This is a genomic window from Psychrosphaera algicola (assembly GCF_028401425.1).
GTDB classification, from domain to species: domain Bacteria; phylum Pseudomonadota; class Gammaproteobacteria; order Enterobacterales; family Alteromonadaceae; genus Psychrosphaera; species Psychrosphaera algicola.
Window position 1 is genome coordinate 277,640 of record NZ_JAQOMS010000002.1, and the last position, 17,753, is coordinate 295,392.

Annotated in this window: 17 protein-coding genes and 4 pseudogenes; 12 read left to right on the plus strand and 9 right to left on the minus strand. The window is 39.5% G+C overall.

Annotated features, from left to right (window positions below; genetic code table 11):
• Positions 1 to 110: 110 nt before the first annotated feature.
• The 4 genes and pseudogenes from PN838_RS01525 to sucD all read left to right on the plus strand — a co-directional run bounded on the left by PN838_RS01525 (position 111) and on the right by sucD (position 6,632).
• Complete coding sequence (locus tag PN838_RS01525) at positions 111 to 2,918, plus strand: 2-oxoglutarate dehydrogenase E1 component (protein ID WP_215962802.1); 2,808 nt, start codon at positions 111 to 113, stop codon at positions 2,916 to 2,918.
• 15 nt (positions 2,919 to 2,933) lie between these two features.
• Positions 2,934 to 4,424, plus strand: a complete 1,491-nt coding sequence (gene odhB, locus PN838_RS01530; RefSeq protein ID WP_272179562.1) for a 2-oxoglutarate dehydrogenase complex dihydrolipoyllysine-residue succinyltransferase — start codon at positions 2,934 to 2,936, stop codon at positions 4,422 to 4,424.
• A gap of 166 nt (positions 4,425 to 4,590) precedes the next feature.
• Positions 4,591 to 5,756, plus strand: a pseudogene (gene sucC, locus PN838_RS01535) (ADP-forming succinate--CoA ligase subunit beta).
• Positions 5,756 to 6,632 (plus strand): annotated as a pseudogene (gene sucD / locus PN838_RS01540) (succinate--CoA ligase subunit alpha). Before sucC ends, sucD begins: the two co-directional pseudogenes overlap by 1 nt.
• Before the next feature lie 78 nt (positions 6,633 to 6,710).
• Here sucD and PN838_RS01545 read toward each other — a convergent pair.
• The 5 genes from PN838_RS01545 to PN838_RS01565 form a co-directional block, all read right to left on the minus strand.
• Positions 6,711 to 7,148 carry a hypothetical protein gene (locus PN838_RS01545; RefSeq protein ID WP_272179563.1) on the minus strand — a complete coding sequence of 146 codons (438 nt, stop codon included), beginning with the start codon at positions 7,146 to 7,148 and terminating at the stop codon, positions 6,711 to 6,713.
• 316 nt (positions 7,149 to 7,464) lie between these two features.
• A complete protein-coding gene (locus PN838_RS01550; RefSeq protein ID WP_272179564.1) occupies positions 7,465 to 7,758 on the minus strand; it encodes a hypothetical protein in 294 nt (97 codons plus the stop codon).
• Between the two features lie 46 nt (positions 7,759 to 7,804).
• A complete protein-coding gene (locus PN838_RS01555; protein ID WP_272179565.1) occupies positions 7,805 to 9,424 on the minus strand; it encodes a lytic transglycosylase in 1,620 nt (539 codons plus the stop codon).
• Positions 9,425 to 9,562: 138 nt separating this feature from the next.
• The gene (locus tag PN838_RS01560) at positions 9,563 to 9,820 is read right to left on the minus strand and encodes a hydroxyacylglutathione hydrolase C-terminal domain-containing protein (RefSeq protein ID WP_272179566.1); all 258 of its coding nucleotides are present in this window, start codon (positions 9,818 to 9,820) and stop codon (positions 9,563 to 9,565) included.
• A gap of 222 nt (positions 9,821 to 10,042) precedes the next feature.
• Entirely contained in the window at positions 10,043 to 10,330 is a 288-nt protein-coding gene (locus PN838_RS01565; RefSeq protein WP_272179567.1) for an MBL fold metallo-hydrolase, read from the minus strand.
• Positions 10,331 to 10,403: 73 nt separating this feature from the next.
• Here PN838_RS01565 and PN838_RS01570 point away from each other — a divergent pair, with 73 nt between their 5' ends.
• From PN838_RS01570 to PN838_RS01600, 7 genes and pseudogenes are all read left to right on the plus strand, one after another.
• On the plus strand, positions 10,404 to 10,889 hold the full coding sequence (locus PN838_RS01570) for a class I SAM-dependent methyltransferase (protein WP_272179568.1): 486 nt from the start codon (positions 10,404 to 10,406) through the stop codon (positions 10,887 to 10,889).
• The gene (locus PN838_RS01575) at positions 10,856 to 11,155 is read left to right on the plus strand and encodes a hypothetical protein (RefSeq protein ID WP_272179569.1); all 300 of its coding nucleotides are present in this window, start codon (positions 10,856 to 10,858) and stop codon (positions 11,153 to 11,155) included. The genes PN838_RS01570 and PN838_RS01575 overlap by 34 nt, the downstream gene beginning before the upstream one ends.
• A gap of 70 nt (positions 11,156 to 11,225) precedes the next feature.
• Positions 11,226 to 11,627: a sulfite exporter TauE/SafE family protein gene (locus PN838_RS01580; protein ID WP_272182490.1), complete on the plus strand. Its 402-nt coding sequence runs from the start codon at positions 11,226 to 11,228 to the stop codon at positions 11,625 to 11,627.
• A 15-nt stretch (positions 11,628 to 11,642) separates the two neighbouring features.
• Positions 11,643 to 11,966, plus strand: a pseudogene (locus tag PN838_RS01585) (TSUP family transporter); the annotation flags it as partial.
• 20 nt (positions 11,967 to 11,986) lie between these two features.
• The gene (locus tag PN838_RS01590) at positions 11,987 to 12,361 is read left to right on the plus strand and encodes a rhodanese-like domain-containing protein (RefSeq protein ID WP_215962812.1); all 375 of its coding nucleotides are present in this window, start codon (positions 11,987 to 11,989) and stop codon (positions 12,359 to 12,361) included.
• Between the two features lie 243 nt (positions 12,362 to 12,604).
• Complete coding sequence (locus PN838_RS01595; RefSeq protein ID WP_215962813.1) at positions 12,605 to 13,357, plus strand: electron transfer flavoprotein subunit beta/FixA family protein; 753 nt, start codon at positions 12,605 to 12,607, stop codon at positions 13,355 to 13,357.
• A complete protein-coding gene (locus tag PN838_RS01600; RefSeq protein ID WP_272179570.1) occupies positions 13,354 to 14,280 on the plus strand; it encodes an electron transfer flavoprotein subunit alpha/FixB family protein in 927 nt (308 codons plus the stop codon). The genes PN838_RS01595 and PN838_RS01600 overlap by 4 nt, the downstream gene beginning before the upstream one ends.
• Before the next feature lie 47 nt (positions 14,281 to 14,327).
• Here the strand turns inward: PN838_RS01600 and PN838_RS01605 are convergent, their stop codons facing one another.
• From PN838_RS01605 to PN838_RS01620, 4 genes are all read right to left on the minus strand, one after another.
• Entirely contained in the window at positions 14,328 to 14,816 is a 489-nt protein-coding gene (locus PN838_RS01605) for a GNAT family N-acetyltransferase (RefSeq protein ID WP_272179571.1), read from the minus strand.
• Positions 14,817 to 14,885: 69 nt separating this feature from the next.
• Positions 14,886 to 15,647: a hypothetical protein gene (locus tag PN838_RS01610; protein WP_215962816.1), complete on the minus strand. Its 762-nt coding sequence runs from the start codon at positions 15,645 to 15,647 to the stop codon at positions 14,886 to 14,888.
• 87 nt (positions 15,648 to 15,734) lie between these two features.
• Positions 15,735 to 16,016, minus strand: a complete 282-nt coding sequence (locus PN838_RS01615; protein WP_272179572.1) for an ATP-binding protein — start codon at positions 16,014 to 16,016, stop codon at positions 15,735 to 15,737.
• A 35-nt stretch (positions 16,017 to 16,051) separates the two neighbouring features.
• Positions 16,052 to 16,453: an ATP-binding protein gene (locus PN838_RS01620; RefSeq protein ID WP_272179573.1), complete on the minus strand. Its 402-nt coding sequence runs from the start codon at positions 16,451 to 16,453 to the stop codon at positions 16,052 to 16,054.
• A 250-nt stretch (positions 16,454 to 16,703) separates the two neighbouring features.
• On the opposite strand from PN838_RS01620, the pseudogene cysB reads away from it, so the two are divergent.
• Positions 16,704 to 17,676, plus strand: a pseudogene (gene cysB / locus PN838_RS01625) (HTH-type transcriptional regulator CysB).
• Positions 17,677 to 17,753: the final 77 nt, after the last annotated feature.

Genomic DNA, 17,753 nt, shown 5'->3' on the forward strand with positions numbered 1-17,753 from the left:
CTGTAATGACCTAACAAGAGAAAGAGTCGTTTCATTTATTTGGAAGGGCTCTTTTTATTTTTAAACAAGAAAAAGCTAGTCACAAATCGACTAACAAGGATATATATCTAATGCACGAAGGTGTTATGCAATCTTGGCTGAATAGTTCACATTTATCAGCTAACAGCATGGTATATGTTGAACAGATGTATGAGTTGTATTTAGACGACCCGACTTCTGTTTCTGATGAGTGGCGTGAAATTTTTGATACTCTGCCAAAAGTAGAGGGGGTTTCCGTTGAAACCAAGCATTCAGAAATTCGCGACTTATTCGCTCAACTTGCCAAAACAAAAGACCGTACTGTCGTATCAGTTGCTGACCAAGCAGATGAAAAACAAGTTAAAGTGCTTCAGCTCATTAACGCGTTTAGATTCCGTGGTCACCAGAACGCCAACCTTGATCCTTTGGGATTGTGGCAACGTGAAAAAGTACGTGAATTGAGCTTAGCTCACCACGAACTTGATGACGTTGATAAAACGCGAGAATTTAATCTGGGTTCATTTGCAATCGGCAAAGATAAAATGCCGCTTGGTGAATTGTATGAAGCGCTAAAAGACACATATTGTGGTCCGATTGGCGCAGAATACATGCACATTACTGATACAGACGAAAAGCGTTGGATCCAACAACGTTTAGAATCAATTCAAAGCAAACCTTCATTTTCTTTAGATGTTAAAAAACGCATCTTAAAAGGTTTAATTGCTGTCGACGGATTAGAAAAGTACCTAGGTGCTAAGTTCCCAGGCGCGAAACGTTTCTCATTGGAAGGTGGCGATTCACTTGTTCCAATGATCAAAGAAATTATTCATCGTGCCGGCGAGCAAGGTCAAAAAGAAGTTGTAGTTGGTATGGCCCACCGTGGTCGACTAAACGTCTTAGTTAACGTACTTGGTAAAAAAGCAGGCGAATTATTTGAAGAATTTGGCGGCAAAGTTGATGAATCACTGGCCGCAGGTGACGTTAAATATCACCAAGGTTTTTCATCAGATTTTGCAACAGCCGGTGGTAATGTCCACTTAGCGTTAGCGTTTAACCCGTCTCACCTTGAAATTGTAAACCCGGTTGTAATGGGCTCTGTTCGTGCTCGATTAGACCGTCGTGATTGTGAAAATGGTTCTAAAGCGTTAGCAATTACCGTTCATGGTGATTCTGCAATCGCAGGACAAGGTGTTGTTCAAGAAACATTTAATATGTCCCAAACACGTGCTTATAAAGTAGGTGGTACGGTACGTATTGTTGTAAATAACCAAGTTGGATTTACAACGTCACTGCAAGAAGACGCACGTTCTACTGAATATTGTACGGACATAGCGAAAATGGTTCAGGCACCAATATTTCATGTAAATAGTGATGACCCTGAAGCTGTGGCGCTGGTTGCTCAACTTGCCGTTGATTACCGAAATACATTCCGTCGTGATGTTGTAATCGATCTAGTGTGTTATCGCCGCCATGGGCACAACGAAGCTGATGAGCCAAATGCCACTCAGCCTTTGATGTACCAAAAAATCAAAAAACACCCGGTTCCAAGAAACCTTTATATCAAACGTTTAGTTGCTGAAGGTTCGATCCAAGAATCAGACGTTACGCAATTGGCTGACGATTATCGTGGAATTTTAGATAAAGGCGAATGTACAGTTGAAGAATGGCGTCCGATGACAGAACATTCTGTAGATTGGCGACCTTTCCTAAATCACGATTGGGACATTGAATACAATAAAGCGATTTCAGTTGAAAAATTGAATGAGCTAGGTGAGAAAATCACTCAGTACCCAGCAGAGCACACATTGCACTCTCGGGTTAAAAAACAATATGACGAGCGTCGTAAAATGTTAGCGGGTGAAAAACCTCTCGATTGGGGTTTTGCAGAAACATTAGCCTATGCTGCATTATGTGATGATGGTCACGATATCCGTATTACAGGTCAAGACTCTGGTCGTGGTACGTTTTTCCACCGTCATGCTGTATTGCATAATCAAGTTGATGCATCTACGTATATCCCACTTCAACATTTACATAAAGAACAAGGTAAATTCGAAATATTCGATGCCGTGTTATCTGAAGTCGGTGTACTCGCATTTGAATACGGTTACGCAACTGCTGAACCAGAATCTTTGGTTATATGGGAAGCACAATTTGGTGACTTTGCCAACGTAGCACAGGTAGTAATTGACCAATTTATAAGCTCTGGTGAACAAAAGTGGGGCCGCCTATGTGGACTTACAATGTTATTGCCACACGGTTATGAAGGTCAAGGTCCTGAGCATAGTTCGGCAAGAATGGAACGATTCTTACAATTGTGTGCTGACCACAACATGCAGGTGTGTGTACCTTCGACTCCGGCTCAAGTATTTAACATGATCCGTCGTCAACAGATACGCCCAATGCGTAGACCACTTATCGTAATGACACCTAAGTCATTGCTTCGTCATCCTTTAGCCGTTTCAACTATGGAAGAATTGGCCGAAGGTACTTACCACAATGTAATTGATGAGATTGATGAGATTAATCCAGCAAACGTCAAACGCGTGGTATTTTGTTCAGGAAAAGTATATTACGACTTATTAGATCAACGTCGTAAAGCTGAACAAGACGATGTTGCCATTGTTCGTGTGGAGCAGTTATATCCGTTCCCACATGCAGAAATGGATGCGGTAGTAGAAAAATATAAACACGTGACAGATTTTGTTTGGTGTCAAGAAGAGCCACAGAACCAAGGCGCTTGGTACTGTAGCCAACACCATTTCTGGAATTCAATTCCAGCAAAAGCAAACCTAACATATGCCGGTCGTAAAGCATCAGCTTCACCAGCAGTTGGTTATGCCTCTGTCCATGCTAAAGAACAACAAGCGTTAGTTAATGACGCATTAACGATTAAATAATCTCAAGGATTAATCATGACTACTGAAATTAAAGTTCCAGTATTACCAGAATCAGTTGCTGACGCCTCAGTTGCGACTTGGCACGTAAAAGTTGGCGACACAGTCTCTCGTGACCAGAATTTGGTAGACATTGAAACTGATAAAGTTGTGTTGGAAGTTGTATCACCAGAAGATGGTGTTGTTACTGAAATTCTTCAAGAAGAAGGTGCCGTAGTTTTAGGCGAACAATTAATTGCAACTATTGGTGCAGCAGGAGCCGCGGCGGCACCAGCAGCACCTAAAGCAGAAGCAGCGTCGGCTCCAGCAGCAGATGCAGCACCGTCAAAAACAATTCAAATCAAAGTTCCTGTATTACCTGAATCGGTTGCAGATGCTTCTATAGCTACTTGGCACGTTCAAGAAGGTCAAGCGGTTAGCCGTGACGAAAACTTAGTTGATGTTGAAACAGATAAAGTAGTACTTGAAGTTGTGTCTCCTGAAGACGGAGTTGTCACTAAAATCATTAGCCCTGAAGGCGAAACGGTTCTTGGCGAACAACTTATTGCAGAAATTACCGTAGGTGGTGCTTCTGCAGCGTCTGCTCCAGCGGCTGAAGCTGAGGAAACAACGTCTTCTGATGATGCGTTATCGCCTTCAGTTCGTCGTTTAATTTCTGAAAAAGGGTTAGATGCATCTAAAATTACAGGTACTGGCAAAAGTGGGCGAGTTACTAAAGAAGATGTTGAAAACTTTATGAAAGCGCAATCTGCGGCACCAAAAGCGGCACCTAAAGCTTCTGCGACTCCTTCGGCACAAGTTCTGGGTGAACGCACACAAAAACGCGTTCCGATGACTCGTTTACGTAAAACAATTGCAAATCGTTTATTAGAAGCTAAAAACTCTACTGCAATGTTAACCACGTTTAACGAAGTTAACATGAAGCCAATTATGGACTTACGTAAGCAATATAAAGACGTATTTGAAGAACGCCACGGCGCTCGCTTAGGCTTTATGTCGTTTTATGTAAAAGCAGTTGTTGAAGCATTAAAACGTTTCCCAGCTGTAAATGCGTCAATTGATGGTGACGATATCGTTTATCATAATTACTTTGACGTAAGTATTGCTGTTTCTACGCCTCGTGGTTTAGTTACACCAGTACTACGCGATTGCGACAAAATGAACTTTGCTGAAATCGAAAATGGTATTCGAGCACTAGCAATTAAAGGTCGTGACGGCAAATTAACTGTTGATGAGATGCAAGGTGGCAACTTCACAGTAACCAATGGCGGTGTATTTGGCTCGTTGTTATCAACGCCAATTATTAACCTTCCACAATCTGCGATTTTGGGTATGCACAAAATTCAAGATAGACCAATGGCGGTTGAAGGTAAGGTAGAAATCTTACCTATGATGTATTTGGCATTGTCTTACGATCACAGATTGGTTGACGGTAAGGAATCAGTTGGATTCTTAGTAACAATTAAAGAGTTGCTAGAAGATCCGACACGCTTGTTACTTGATGTTTAATTTATAAACAAAAGTAAAATAAAGCTAACAAAATTAGTGCAATTATTCCAATTTATACTTTAGTTGTATTGCACTAATTTAGGGGTGAACTATAATATCCCCGCATGTAATTTGGGCTGTAGATGTTCTGCAGCCTTTAACTTATAAAAGAGATGGATTGAACCTCATGAATTTGCATGAATATCAGGGTAAACAGTTGTTTGCTCAATACGGGCTTCCTGTATCTAAAGGTTTCGCAGCTGAAACTCCAGCCGAAGCGGCAGCAGCTGCTGATCTAATTCTAGTGATGCTTATGTTGTTAAAGCACAAGTACACGCCGGTGGCCGTGGTAAAGCAGGTGGTGTTAAACTTGTTAATACTAAAGACGAAATTAAAGCATTTGCAGAAAAATGGTTAGGCGAGCGTTTAGTTACTTATCAAACTGATGAGAATGGCCAGCCTGTAAGTCGTATTTTGGTTGAACCATGTACTGACATTGCTCAAGAATTATACCTAGGTGCGGTTGTTGACCGTTCTAGCCGTCGTATCGTTTTCATGGCATCTACAGAAGGTGGTGTTGAAATCGAGAAAGTAGCAGAAGAAACGCCTGAGAAAATTCTTAAAGCGACTATCTGTCCTTTAGCGGGTGCACAACCTTACCAAGGTCGCGACTTAGCGTTCAAACTTGGTCTTGAAGGTAAGCAAGTAGGTCAATTTGTTAAGATCTTCTTAGGTCTTGCGAAAATGTTTAAAGAAAAAGACGTTGAGTTAATTGAAGTTAATCCTTTAGTTATTACACCAGCTGGTGACTTACATTGTCTTGACGCTAAAGTTGCAATCGACAGCAATGCTGTTGGTCGTCACGCAGACATCAGAGAAATGCACGATCCTTCACAAGAAGACGCGCGTGAAGCTGATGCAGCAAAATGGGAACTTAACTATGTCGCACTCGACGGAAACGTTGGTTGTATGGTTAATGGTGCTGGTCTAGCTATGGGTACGATGGATATCGTAAACCTTAATGGCGGTCGTCCTGCAAACTTCCTAGATGTTGGTGGTGGCGCAACTAAAGAACGTGTTGCTGAAGCATTTAAAATCATTTTATCTGATGACAATGTTAAAGCTGTTTTAGTTAACATCTTCGGCGGTATTGTTCGTTGTGACATGATTGCAGAAGGCATCATCGGTGCAGTTAAAGAAGTTGGTGTTTCAGTTCCAGTTGTTGTGCGTTTAGAAGGTACAAATGCTGAGAAAGGTCGTGAAGTATTAGCGAACTCAGACGTAGATATCATTGCAGCAGAAAGCTTACAAAGTGCTGCTGAGTTAGTAGTTAAAGCTGCAGAGGGCAAATAATGAGCGTTTTAATTAATAAAGACACTAAAGTAATCTGCCAAGGTTTTACTGGCTCACAAGGTACTTTTCACTCTGAACAAGCAATTGCATACGGCACTAACATGGTTGGTGGTGTAACGCCTTAGTAAAGGTGGTCAAACGCATCTTGGTCTTCCAGTATTTAATACTGTTGCTGAAGCGGTTGCAGAAACTGGTGCGGACGCGTCAGTAATTTATGTACCTGCTGCATTTTGTAAAGATTCAGTTCTAGAAGCCGCAAACTCTGGTATCAAGCTAATCGTTTGTATCACTGAAGGTGTTCCAACTCTTGATATGCTTGACTGTAAAGTTAAGTGTGACGAGCTAGGTGTGCGTTTAATCGGTCCTAACTGCTCAGGCGTAATCACTCCTTAGTGAATGTAAGATTGGTATTATGCCTTAGTCACATTCATTTACCAAGGTAAAGTAGGTATTGTTTCTCGCTCAGGTACATTAACGTACGAAGCGGTTAAACAAACTACAGACGCTGGTTTTGGTCAGTCTACTTGTGTTGGTATCGGTGGTGATCCAATCCCAGGTACTAACTTCATCGACGTATTGGAAATGTTCCAAAATGATCCGCAGACTGAAGCAATCGTTATGATCGGCGAAATCGGCGGAACAGCTGAAGAAGAAGCTGCTGCTTACATTAAAGAAAATGTAACTAAGCCTGTTGTTTCTTACATTGCCGGTGTTACTGCACCTGAAGGTAAGCGTATGGGTCATGCCGGCGCTATCATCTCTGGTGGTAAAGGTACAGCTGACGACAAGTTTGCTGCGTTAGAAGCAGCTGGTGTTAAAACTGTACGTTCTCTTGCTGAAATCGGCAAAGCACTTGCAGAAAAAACTGGTTGGTAATCTACCACTTAGTTTAATAAAAAAGGCACCTTAGGGTGCCTTTTTTGTATCTAATTTTTGGATTTTAAAAAATGGGTATTAGTTTTTAATATTTGCTCTAGCAATCCGAGTGACTTCGTAAAGAATGTCCATCGCCTTATCAATTTCCATAATGGCATTTACATAATAAACGTCGTCGATAAAAATACCCGATACTACATATTCACCACCAAGCTCTTGTGGCCAATAATCAATATCTTGTGCTGGACTGATACCGCAGAGTGGAGCAATTTCTACATCCATATAATTTGATGTTTTACCTGCTATCTTTTCTGTTACTTCAAATACAATAGCGTTATAACCGTCTAGGTTTGTTTTTGTTATAGGTGACTTATAAAGTCGAGAAACTGAGCCAATATAAACAAAGTCAGCCGTTTTTACGGCGTTAATAAATTTATCATTGTCTGATAGATCATTTTCTTCGCAGGCAAATACATTAACGCAAACCAATAACATCAAACTGATTACTATTTTCATAATTTAACCTTGTAAATTTAATACAGTTAATGACTAGCCTTCAGGCGACTCACAAGGCTCACCTGAAGCTTCTTCATTTTCGTTAGCCTTACACTCAGCTTTTACTTTATTAAGGCCTAAACTGGCAACCATGCCGTCTACTTCTATTTCTTCTAACCCTTCTTCATTAAACGAAAATGTAATTTGAGCGATGTTTTTTGAAAAAAGTAGTCCTTGTCGTCTATCGATAGAATGTAATCACCCATGACCGGTTTTGCTAGTATTTCTTTGTATAACCGAATGTGTTTTTCGCCAATCTTCCAATCAAAAGATTCAATTAAACTTTTTGAAAATTCCTGAACCCATACGTAGTTGTTTTTTGTAAAACTAATACGAAGGAATATTTGTCTGGGCGTCCAGAAACAGCATATTCGGCTTTACCTATTTTAAACGTATGATCGTATTCTTTGGCGACATAACCAATCGACATTTTTGACGATTCTTTAGCACCTGTTGGGTAAACCATTTTAACTTCGCCTTTAATGTCAAAGTCGGCAAGGGCAGACAATGATATTAGAGAGAATGCCGAAACAAATAGGACTTTATAAACAACACTCATTGTTTTATTCATGTGGAAACAACCCTATGGTTTTACAAAATTAACTGCATTAGTCGCTTTAAGTTCTAGTCACATCGACATAGAGCTTTAAAGCTTGTCCTACGCGTAGATATTTGTCTGTGTCTAATTGGTTCCATTTTGCAATATCGACAATTTTAACTTTAAACTTTTTAGCGATACGGGCTAAAGAATCACCGTTTCTAACTCTGTATGTAATTGCGCGCATGACCGCATTTTCAGATTGATGTTTCGTTACGGTATCTTTCCAAATAACGAGTTTTTGACCCGGTTTTATTGGATCTTTTGGCGCCATACCATTCCACTTTGCAAGCGACCTAATACTGACATCGTATTCGCGACTAATATCCCAAAATGTGTCACCAGATTGCACAATGTAAGTCAGTTTGTTTGACGCTTGTTTGGTATTTTGTTTTTTAACAAGGCGATTTTCAGCGGTTAACGTATAGTCTGTTAAGGCGATTGATGATGTCGGGATCAATAACGCTTGGTTCACCCTTATTAATCGGCCTTTGATTTTGTTGACATCTCGAAGTACATCTAACGAGGTATTAAATTTTTGTGCTATCCCACCAAGTGTATCTCCTGATTTGACAATATATCGCGACCAAGACATGCGTTTATTGTTAGGTAAATTTGCTAGAGCAACTTCAAACGCATTTGCCTTCTCAATTGGCAGTATGAATTTATGTGGGCCATTTGGATCTGTGGCCCATTGGTTATAATCAGGGTTTAGATGGTGTAAATCTTCTAGATCCATTTCCGCTAATTCTGCTGCTTTTGCCAAATCTATTTGACTTTTAGCATCAACCACGGCGATTGCTGGTTGATTGCTGATCTTTGTCCAGGCCAAATTAAATTCATCGTTTCTTTTAAGTAGATCTGCAAGGGCCAACAGCTTAGGAACATATGCAGAAGTCTCTTTCGGCAAATCTAACGACCAAAAATCGGTAGGGAGATGCTTTTGACGGTTGCGTTTAATTGCTCTAAGAACACGACCTTCGCCAGAGTTATAAGCGGCAATTGCATTCAACCAGTCGCCGTCTAGCGTCTTGTGTAAAAACGACAAGTAATCTAAAGCTGCACGAGTTGCAGCGATTACATCACGGCGTCCGTCATACCACCAAGATTGTTTTAATTTAAAACGGTTACCAGTCCCGGGAATAAATTGCCATAACCCTGATGCTCGGCCATGTGAATAAGCAAATGGGTCAAATGCACTTTCTACAATTGGTAACAGCGCAAGTTCTATTGGCATTTCACGTTTTTCAATTTCCTCTACAATAAAGTGAAGAAATGGTGATGCTCTAGCTGAAACACGTTTTATATAGCTCGGGTGTTTTGCGTACCAATTACGTTCAGTAACAACTTGTCTGTTTTGAGGTACGTTTATGCTGAGTTGGTAAGAAATTCGATCCCAAACATCCTCAAATTCTGGAGTTTTGAGTTCTTTGGCAAGCTCACCAACTTCCAGTTGTAGTGCAGCTATTGTTAATGCGTCGACAACTTCTTCTGGCGATGCTATTAATTCAGGTGTTTGATTTTTAGCTTGGTACTGGTTTTTCTCTTTGTCAGTGTTAAAAGCAGGTGTCAAATTACAGCCAGACAAAACACTTAGTGATAATAGTCCAGAGAAACAGTATAAATAAGTTTTGTTCATAAATAGTCTTTAATTTGGTTAGTAGTGAACTCAGCTAAATAGGCGTTGGGCTAAGCGACATAAAATTCAGTTACAGGAAAAAATAATATTAACCCATTTATTCTGCCTACGCTAATACCGAATAACTCTGTTTATCAATTAAAAACTATCTTTCCAGCGTCTTAAATTTGCAAAACAGTCTTTCTCATCAAGGTCTTTTGTAGAAAATTGTTTTTCGACAGCGTGTTTTACTGGAAGACTATCACACCGTAAAAATGGATTTATTTTATTTTGAACTTCTACGGTTGTAGGGATAGTTGCGAAATCATGTTTTCGCAAGTCCTTAACAATTGATTCATAAGCAATAAGATCTTGATTTGATGGGTCTACGGTTTTCGCAAATTGAATATTTGACAAAGTGTACTCGTGTGCACAATAAATATTGGTTGATGGAGCTAAACGACTGATTTTTTTAAACTGACAAGCATTTGTTCTGCAGATCCCTCGAAGAGGCGACCACAACCGGCAGAAAAAGCGTATCACCAACAAATACATTGGCTGAGTCGAAATAGGCAATGTGGTCTATGGTATGTCCGGGAACTTCGATAACTTCAATGCGAGTATCCGATGCCTCTAAATTTATAACGTCACCTTGTTTAACTCCTGGGCAAAGGAGTTAAAACGACTTGTGTCAGGACCATATATTTTGCAATTGGGAAAGTGACTTTGTAATTGCTTAACACCGCCAATATGATCAGAGTGGTGGTGCGTAATCAAAATTTCAGTTAACTCAAACTGTTGGATCTGTAAAAATGACATGACGACATCGCCATCGCTAGAGTCGACAATCGCACATTTGCCCTCATTATTGTGTATAGCCCAAATATAATTGTCTGAAAAGGCTGGAATCTTTACTACTTGATACATATGCTTACTTCTTTCATTGTTGATAGTTTAAGTGTAACTAATAATTTAGTTGTCGAGAAGGTCACAAATATATATGAAACCCGCACTCGGTTATCGTTGGATCCAGCCAGTGGAACATTGGCAAGAATTTCCAAATGGAGAGCTGTTAAAACAACAAGAAAACACCTCTATAAGTCATAGACTAAATCTTTGTTTTGGTAATCATTTGCTTAAAATTGGTTCACTTGCCAGTGCAATAGATACCACAACATGCCGTATTAACCATCAAATTAGTTTAGCTAATTTGGCCAGCAGAACTGAAAGTACTGGGGTCGTTGGCGAAATTGATGAATTGCCGTTTGTTCAACATGCAATTGACACTGCGGTGGTTTCTCATGTTCTTGAGTTTAGCGCAGATCCCCATCAAACGTTACGCGAAGTTCATAGAGTGTTAATGCCTAACGGAAACTTAATATTAACCGTGTTTAACCCTTTATCACTTCTTCTAGTTGGCAAGCTTTGGCCATTTAAGTCCAACAAGTCTTTTTGGCATTGCCGACTTTTTCAATTCCACGGATAAAAGACTGGCTGAACCTGTTAGGTTTTGAGGTTATTGATGAACATTATTTATGTCATTCGACCTTATTAGGTGAAATTAAAGAGCAAAAGAAAGGTCGCATAACCAATATGTTCGCCAATATTGCGCCCAAAATGGGTTCTGTTTGCGTATTGACCGCTAAAAAACGAGAGTGGCCTTTAACACCCATTCGACCAAGAGTTCGATATAGAACGGTTTTTCAACCTGCGGTGCGGACGGCGTCCATGTTAGACCATGACAAAAATTAAGTGTGTACATTTTGAGTATTTGTGTCACAATTTGGGGTATAAGATATAACTTTTAGGAATATGCATTTTGTTGGTCGTTGTTGCTCTAATAATTGGATTGGCGATGGGATTGTTTGGATCAGGTGGTGCAATCTTAACTTTGCCGAGTTTAATTTATTTTCTAGGCATTGAAGATAAAGTCGCTATTATTGGTTCGTTAGTCGTTGTTGGTTTTATTTCAGCGGTTACGGCAATACCGCATTTATTTTCAAAAACGACAAATTTTAGTGCTCTAGTGTATTTTGCGCCTAGTGGTATTGCCATGAGTTTCCTTGGCGCAAAAATTGGCTCATTTACCTCAAGTGAAATACAGATAAGCGTATTTGCATTATTGGCCTTTTTAGCCGCAATCAAACTATTAATGCAGCCAAATTTACCTTCGACAGACTCGTCAGAAGTAAAAAACTTTCCCTTGTTATCACCGGCGGTATAGTCGGTTTTTACTGGTTTTATCGGAGTTGGGGGAGGGTTCTTAATTGTTCCAAGTCTTATTCTGCTCGCCAATTTAAGTATAAGAGCTGCGGCGGCAACTAGTGTTGTAATCATATTGCTGCAATCTATAGTAGGTACCGCAGCATATGCATTATATTCACCAGACTATTTTGATCTGTTACCTTGGAAAACCTTAATGTTTATAGGTGTAATTGCGTCTGTTGGCTCTTTGTCAGGTGTCGTTCTTTCACGTTACTTGAGTCAAACCCTATTATCGAGAATACTTGGGGTGTTACTGATCCTTGTATCAACCACTTTGTTATATACCAAATTATTTTAATTAAAAATTAGGAGAAAGCGATGTTAACGTCAATTGGAGACATTGTTGCCAATGTTAAGCAAGAAATTCGTGAAATAAGTGTTGCTGATTTTAAAGAAATACTTAATAAAAATACCGTAGTTATAGATGTTCGTGAGCCATCAGAGTACTCATTGGGACATATAGAAAGTGCCGTAAACTATCCTCGTGGTGTGTTGGAAATGCAAATTACTCAACATCCATCGGTTAAAGATTTAGCTGATCCGATGTTAGGGTTAGCCGATCAAGATATTTATTTAATTTGTCGCTCTGGCGCTCGTTCAGCATTAGCTGCTGAGTCACTTAACCGTATGGGACTAGACGCCGTATATTCTGTTGCTGGAGGCATGGTCGCCTGGGAACAGCAAGCGTCTTAATTTAATGTCGTTTAATTCTCTAATGGTGTTTATGGAATAGATTCTAAATATTGTTTTTATTTCTTAAACACCCTGCAACTTATCTAAAGCAACCTACATTTGTATAAGTTAACTTTACAATTCTATGATTTTTTTAGAGTGATCACAGGTTGACGTTTACGTTAACTGCGATTACATTGTTCTACATTATAACGAGACCGTAAACAAAACCCATATCAGATTGATTTAGGTTTAGGAGATGATATGAAAGTTCTAGTACCGATAAAACGAGTTATTGACTATAACGTTAAAGCGCGCGTTAAAGCTGACAACAGTGATGTCGATTTAGCTAATGTGAAAATGGCAATGAACCCATTTTGTGAAATCGCGGTTGAAGAAGCCGTTCGATTAAAAGAGAAGGGCATTGCGACTGAAGTAGTTGTTGTTTCTATTGGCACAAAAGCATGTCAAGAACAACTGCGTACCGCATTAGCTCTTGGTGCTGATAGTGCGATTCAAATTGAGACTGACCTCAATCTTGGCTCTTTGCAAGTTGCCAAATTATTGCAAAAAGTGGTTGAAGAAATTCAACCTGAGTTGGTCATATTGGGTAAACAGTCAATAGACTCGGATAATAATCAAACAGGGCAAATGCTAGCTGCGTTAACAAATATGCCGCAGGGCACCTTTGCTAGTGAAGTAAATGTAGCAGATGGAAAGGTTGCGGTAACTCGTGAAATTGACGGCGGATTACAAACTGTATCATTGTCTTTACCGGCCATTGTCACTACAGACTTAAGACTAAATGAGCCTCGTTATGCCTCTTTACCGAACATTATGAAAGCAAAACGTAAGCCATTGGAAGTCAAAGTAGCAGCGGATATGGGCGTTGATACGACCACCAAACTAAATGTACTAAAAGTAGAAGAGCCTGCTAAGCGCGTGGCTGGAGTTATGGTCGAATCGGTAATAGACCTAGTCGAAAAATTAAAAAATGAAGCGAAGGTGATCGCATGAGTATTTTATTAATTGCGGAACATGATAATTCTGAATTGAAAGCCGATACATTAAAAGCGGCAGATGCTGCTAGTCAAATTGGTGGTGACATTCATATTTTGGTCGCAGGTAGTGACTGTATGTCGGTTGCACAGAGCGCGCAAAAAGTTGCCGGTGTGACTAAAGTACTGGTGGTTGATAACGCTTGTTATGAACATGCTTTGGCGGAAAATATGTCAGCGTTAGTTGTTTCTTTGGCGGCAGATTATTCTCACATTATGGCGCCAGCAACGACCACAGGTAAAAATTATATGCCTCGTGTTGCGGCATTACTCGATGTTGAACAGGTGTCGGATATTATCGCTGTTGAAAGCTCTGATACATTCAAGCGACCCATTTATGCAGGTAATGCGATAGCAACAGTACAGTCTGAGTACGCTAAAAAGGTTATAACAGTGCGTACCGCTGCATTTGATAAAGCTGACTTATCTGGTAACGCTGAATTAGTAAACATAGAAGCAGCGACATCGACAGATCTTTCGACATTTGTAAGTCATGAATTAACCAAGTCAGAACGTCCAGAACTAACAGCGGCCAATGTCGTTATTTCGGGTGGTCGCGGTATGCAAAATGGTGATAACTTTAAACTGTTAGATGGTATTGCTGATAAACTTGGCGCTGCTATTGGTGCTTCTCGAGCTGCTGTTGATGCGGGTTTTGTACCGAATGATATGCAGGTTGGTCAAACTGGTAAGATAGTCGCGCCGGATCTATATATTGCAGTGGGGATTTCAGGGGCGATTCAACACCTTGCCGGAATGAAAGATTCAAAAGTTATTGTTGCTATCAATAAAGATCCTGAAGCACCAATCTTTCAAGTGGCTGATTACGGTTTAGAAGCCGATTTGTTTGAAGTTTTGCCGCAATTAGAAGCTGCATTATAAATTAACTTGCCTAGTCGCAGTGTCATTTACTCTGCTAAGTTGGTTTATCAAGGCCTGCACATAAGTGTCAGGCCTTTTTTATGCTCTTTTATTAGTACGTTAGGGGTTTTATTATCGGGAGCACTTTGCACCCTAAAGCCAAACGGTTGGTAAAGTGATGTTAGTTCATTTGGGCAACTAAGCAGTAACCTAGCGTCACTTTTATTACACAATAAAGTTAATATCTGTTTGGCGATTCCGTAATGTCGATGCTCTGGGTCCACAAAAAGGCTTCTTAATACAAATTGACCTAATTCGGGGTGGTCATTACTTTGGCAAGACTGCGCTTCAGACCTAATTTTAATGTTAATACCTTTGTTTGTCGGTAAATAACAGCGTATTAATCCAGCTCCTATGATTTTGTCTCCATTATAACTGACAGCAACAAGGTCAGATTGATGGCAACTAACATTTAATTTGAAGGAACGGTAAAAGCGATTTACGGGTTTGAATGTTGTTCCCATCAATAAGTTGCTTTTGATATTTGTATTAGGCATAAAAAAGCAGGCTAGACCTGCTCCTCTGAGGTGTGTTATTTATAAACCCACAATCTATAGATTACGGTATTACCACTTTTTCTTAGGGGCGAATAACTCGTCTAAATCATCTTTTTCGTCTTCAATTTTTTTCTTCACCGCTTTTGCGTTAGCCGACTTCAAATCAGAAGCAATCAGCTCTAAGCGTTCAGTTACATTTTTCTTACGAGCAACAATATAGTCGTCTGAGTAGGGTTGAGCTTCCAATGTGGCAAGTGCTTTTTCAAAATATTGTCTAGCAGAACCTGTCAAGCCATTAGTAATTGCAAGTTTTCCTCGCTTAATCTGAGATTCGACATTTATTTTGAGCTGTAATTTTTCAATTTTTTTGTCTTCTTGCATGAACAAATTGCTAGGTATACGCCCTTTACCATGTTCAGACCGAAGGATCGTGCGGTATTTTTTAATACCTTGGATCAACGCAATCAGAAGTTTTTCATTGTCAGGTAATTCCGTATTTGAAACCTCCGCACTTGGAAAATCTCCAGCTGTGATTTTCTCTTTGATACTTTGTATCCGTGCTACAACATCCTTTTGACCGGGGTTAGTTTCATTCATCCCTGTTAAAGCATGATGCACTCGGCGATAAAGTATAGAATAACCTTCATTGGAAATTGGTACACCAACCTCATTCATTATCGTTTCGTCGGTTTCTTCTATGATTGCTCTATATTTAGCCATCTCTTGTCGCTTCTCAGCTTCAAGTTTGTCTTTTTGTTGTTGCATTGTATTCGCTACAACCGCAATAATGACAAGCCCTATAATTAGCGCGACTATGATCGCAAATAGCATACCGCTTCCTCTGTTTCTATAATAATTAATCGAAGATATATAGATTACTATCTAATTTCATTGTTCATAGTAAACAATAATTGGGCATTAAGGTAGTGTTAATGTGAATACACTGCCGTCTAATTCCCCACCGTTTTCCAGTTGTATTTTGCCTACATTTCCATCTTGAATATGTTTAGAAGCAATAAGTTGGGCAAAATAAAGGCCCAATCCAGTGCGGCTCATAGTCATATTGAATGTACTCGGTGTCGGCATTAGTTTATCTAGCATATTTTCAGGATAACCAGCACCATCATCTAATATTTTTACAATTAATGTTTCACCTTGCTGAAAAGCTTTTACTTTAATTGAAGTTTTACAGTAACGCATCGCATTTACAAAAACGTCATTAAGTAAATTGGCAACTAGTTCATTGTCAAAATACTAAGTACCAGCTCATCTTCTATTTCAAACTCGATGTTTAGTTTTCGGTTATCGATATACAATTCATTTTTTGCGACAAGTTCTTCGAGTATCTCATCAAGGTAATATTCGTCTATATTCAGCGGTAATGTGTCACAATCTTCACGGTATAAAGCTAGGATTTGTAATAAATTTGAATTTAATCTAGAGGCTTCGTAGTGGATCCCAGCGAGTTCTTGTGCTTCTTCTGCGCCTTTCTGCTCTAACTTATTACTTAAGTTTTCTATTGATTGAATGAGCAAACAAAGACTGTTTTTCATATCGTGAACCGATGATGCTAATACCGTTGAAAATTCAATTGTACGAGTTTGTTGAAGAGGTGCATTTGGATCCGCGATAGTCATTTATCGTAATTCTCTTTTAGTTGTTTAAACAAACGTTACCTTAATTATTGCACTTTGATGATAGGTCTTTGGTAATTTTATTCCATCAATTTTACTATCGTTATGTGATTTTTGTTGCAAATATTGCGTTCTTATTCCTAAAAAGTGCATAAAAATGAAGTTTTTATAAAAAATGCAATTCTTTATGGAATAAATTAACGAATATGTATATATTTTTCGAATAACGAAGGCCAAATAAGCAACAATTCAAATGAAATTACAGCAATTACGTTACATCGTCGAAGTAGAAAACCATAATTTAAATGTTTCAGCAACGGCAGAAAGCCTCTATACCTCTCAGCCAGGATCAGCAAACAAGTTCGTATGTTAGAAGATGAGCTTGGTATTCAAATATTTGGTCGCAGTGGTAAGCATTTAACTCATGTGACACCAGCCGGTAAAGAAATAATTGATATTGCGCATGATATCTTGAGTAAAGTGGACAGTATAAAGTCAGTTGCGCGTGAGCACACCTTACCTGATCAAGGTAAGTTGAATGTTGCAACAACCCATACTCAAGCGCGTTACGCTTTGCCTGAAGTTATCAAAGGGTTTATGGCGAGGTTCCCAAAAGTGTCTTTGCATATGCATCAAGGTACGCCGTCACAAATTAGTGATGCTGCTGCAAAAGGAGAGGCCGATTTTGCAATTGCAACAGAAGCACTGCATTTATATAACGATTTGGTTATGTTGCCTTGTTATCACTGGAATCGCTCGATTGTCGTGAAAAAGATCACCCTCTGGCGTTAAAAACTGAGCGTGTGACAATTGAAGATATCGCTCAATTTTCACTAGTAACTTATGTATTTGGTTTTACTGGCCGTTCTGAATTGGATAAAGCGTTTGCTAATAAAGGGCTCGAACCTAAAATCGTATTCACCGCTACCGATGCAGATGTCATAAAGACTTATGTGAGAATGGGGCTAGGAGTAGGTGTTGTCGCGACCATGGCAATCGATGACGATGATAGTGATTTAGTCGCAATTGATGCTGGACACATATTTGAAGCGTCAACAACTAAGATTGGGTTCCGCAAGGGCAGTTTCTTACGTACTTATATGTATGAATTTATTGAACGATTTGCGCCACACTTAACACGTGATGTTGTAGAAAGAGCCTGTTTATTAAGAAACCAAGAAGAAGTTGATAAGATGTTCGCAGATATGGATTTACCACTTAGGTAAGCCAATTTGTAAACAATAAAATACGGGATGCCAAAAACATCCCGTATTTTTTTGCCTAAAATTTAGTGCAAACTCAA

Coding starts and splice junctions, on each gene's coding strand:
- PN838_RS01525 (WP_215962802.1), top strand. CDS start 111: ATGCACGAAGGTGTTATGCAATCTTGGCTGAATAGTTCACATTTATCA.
- odhB (WP_272179562.1), top strand. CDS start 2,934: ATGACTACTGAAATTAAAGTTCCAGTATTACCAGAATCAGTTGCTGAC.
- PN838_RS01545 (WP_272179563.1), bottom strand. CDS start 7,148: ATGAAAATAGTAATCAGTTTGATGTTATTGGTTTGCGTTAATGTATTT.
- PN838_RS01550 (WP_272179564.1), bottom strand. CDS start 7,758: ATGAATAAAACAATGAGTGTTGTTTATAAAGTCCTATTTGTTTCGGCA.
- PN838_RS01555 (WP_272179565.1), bottom strand. CDS start 9,424: ATGAACAAAACTTATTTATACTGTTTCTCTGGACTATTATCACTAAGT.
- PN838_RS01565 (WP_272179567.1), bottom strand. CDS start 10,330: ATGTATCAAGTAGTAAAGATTCCAGCCTTTTCAGACAATTATATTTGG.
- PN838_RS01570 (WP_272179568.1), top strand. CDS start 10,404: ATGAAACCCGCACTCGGTTATCGTTGGATCCAGCCAGTGGAACATTGG.
- PN838_RS01590 (WP_215962812.1), top strand. CDS start 11,987: ATGTTAACGTCAATTGGAGACATTGTTGCCAATGTTAAGCAAGAAATT.
- PN838_RS01595 (WP_215962813.1), top strand. CDS start 12,605: ATGAAAGTTCTAGTACCGATAAAACGAGTTATTGACTATAACGTTAAA.
- PN838_RS01600 (WP_272179570.1), top strand. CDS start 13,354: ATGAGTATTTTATTAATTGCGGAACATGATAATTCTGAATTGAAAGCC.
- PN838_RS01605 (WP_272179571.1), bottom strand. CDS start 14,816: ATGCCTAATACAAATATCAAAAGCAACTTATTGATGGGAACAACATTC.
- PN838_RS01610 (WP_215962816.1), bottom strand. CDS start 15,647: ATGCTATTTGCGATCATAGTCGCGCTAATTATAGGGCTTGTCATTATT.
- PN838_RS01615 (WP_272179572.1), bottom strand. CDS start 16,016: ATGCGTTACTGTAAAACTTCAATTAAAGTAAAAGCTTTTCAGCAAGGT.
- PN838_RS01620 (WP_272179573.1), bottom strand. CDS start 16,453: ATGACTATCGCGGATCCAAATGCACCTCTTCAACAAACTCGTACAATT.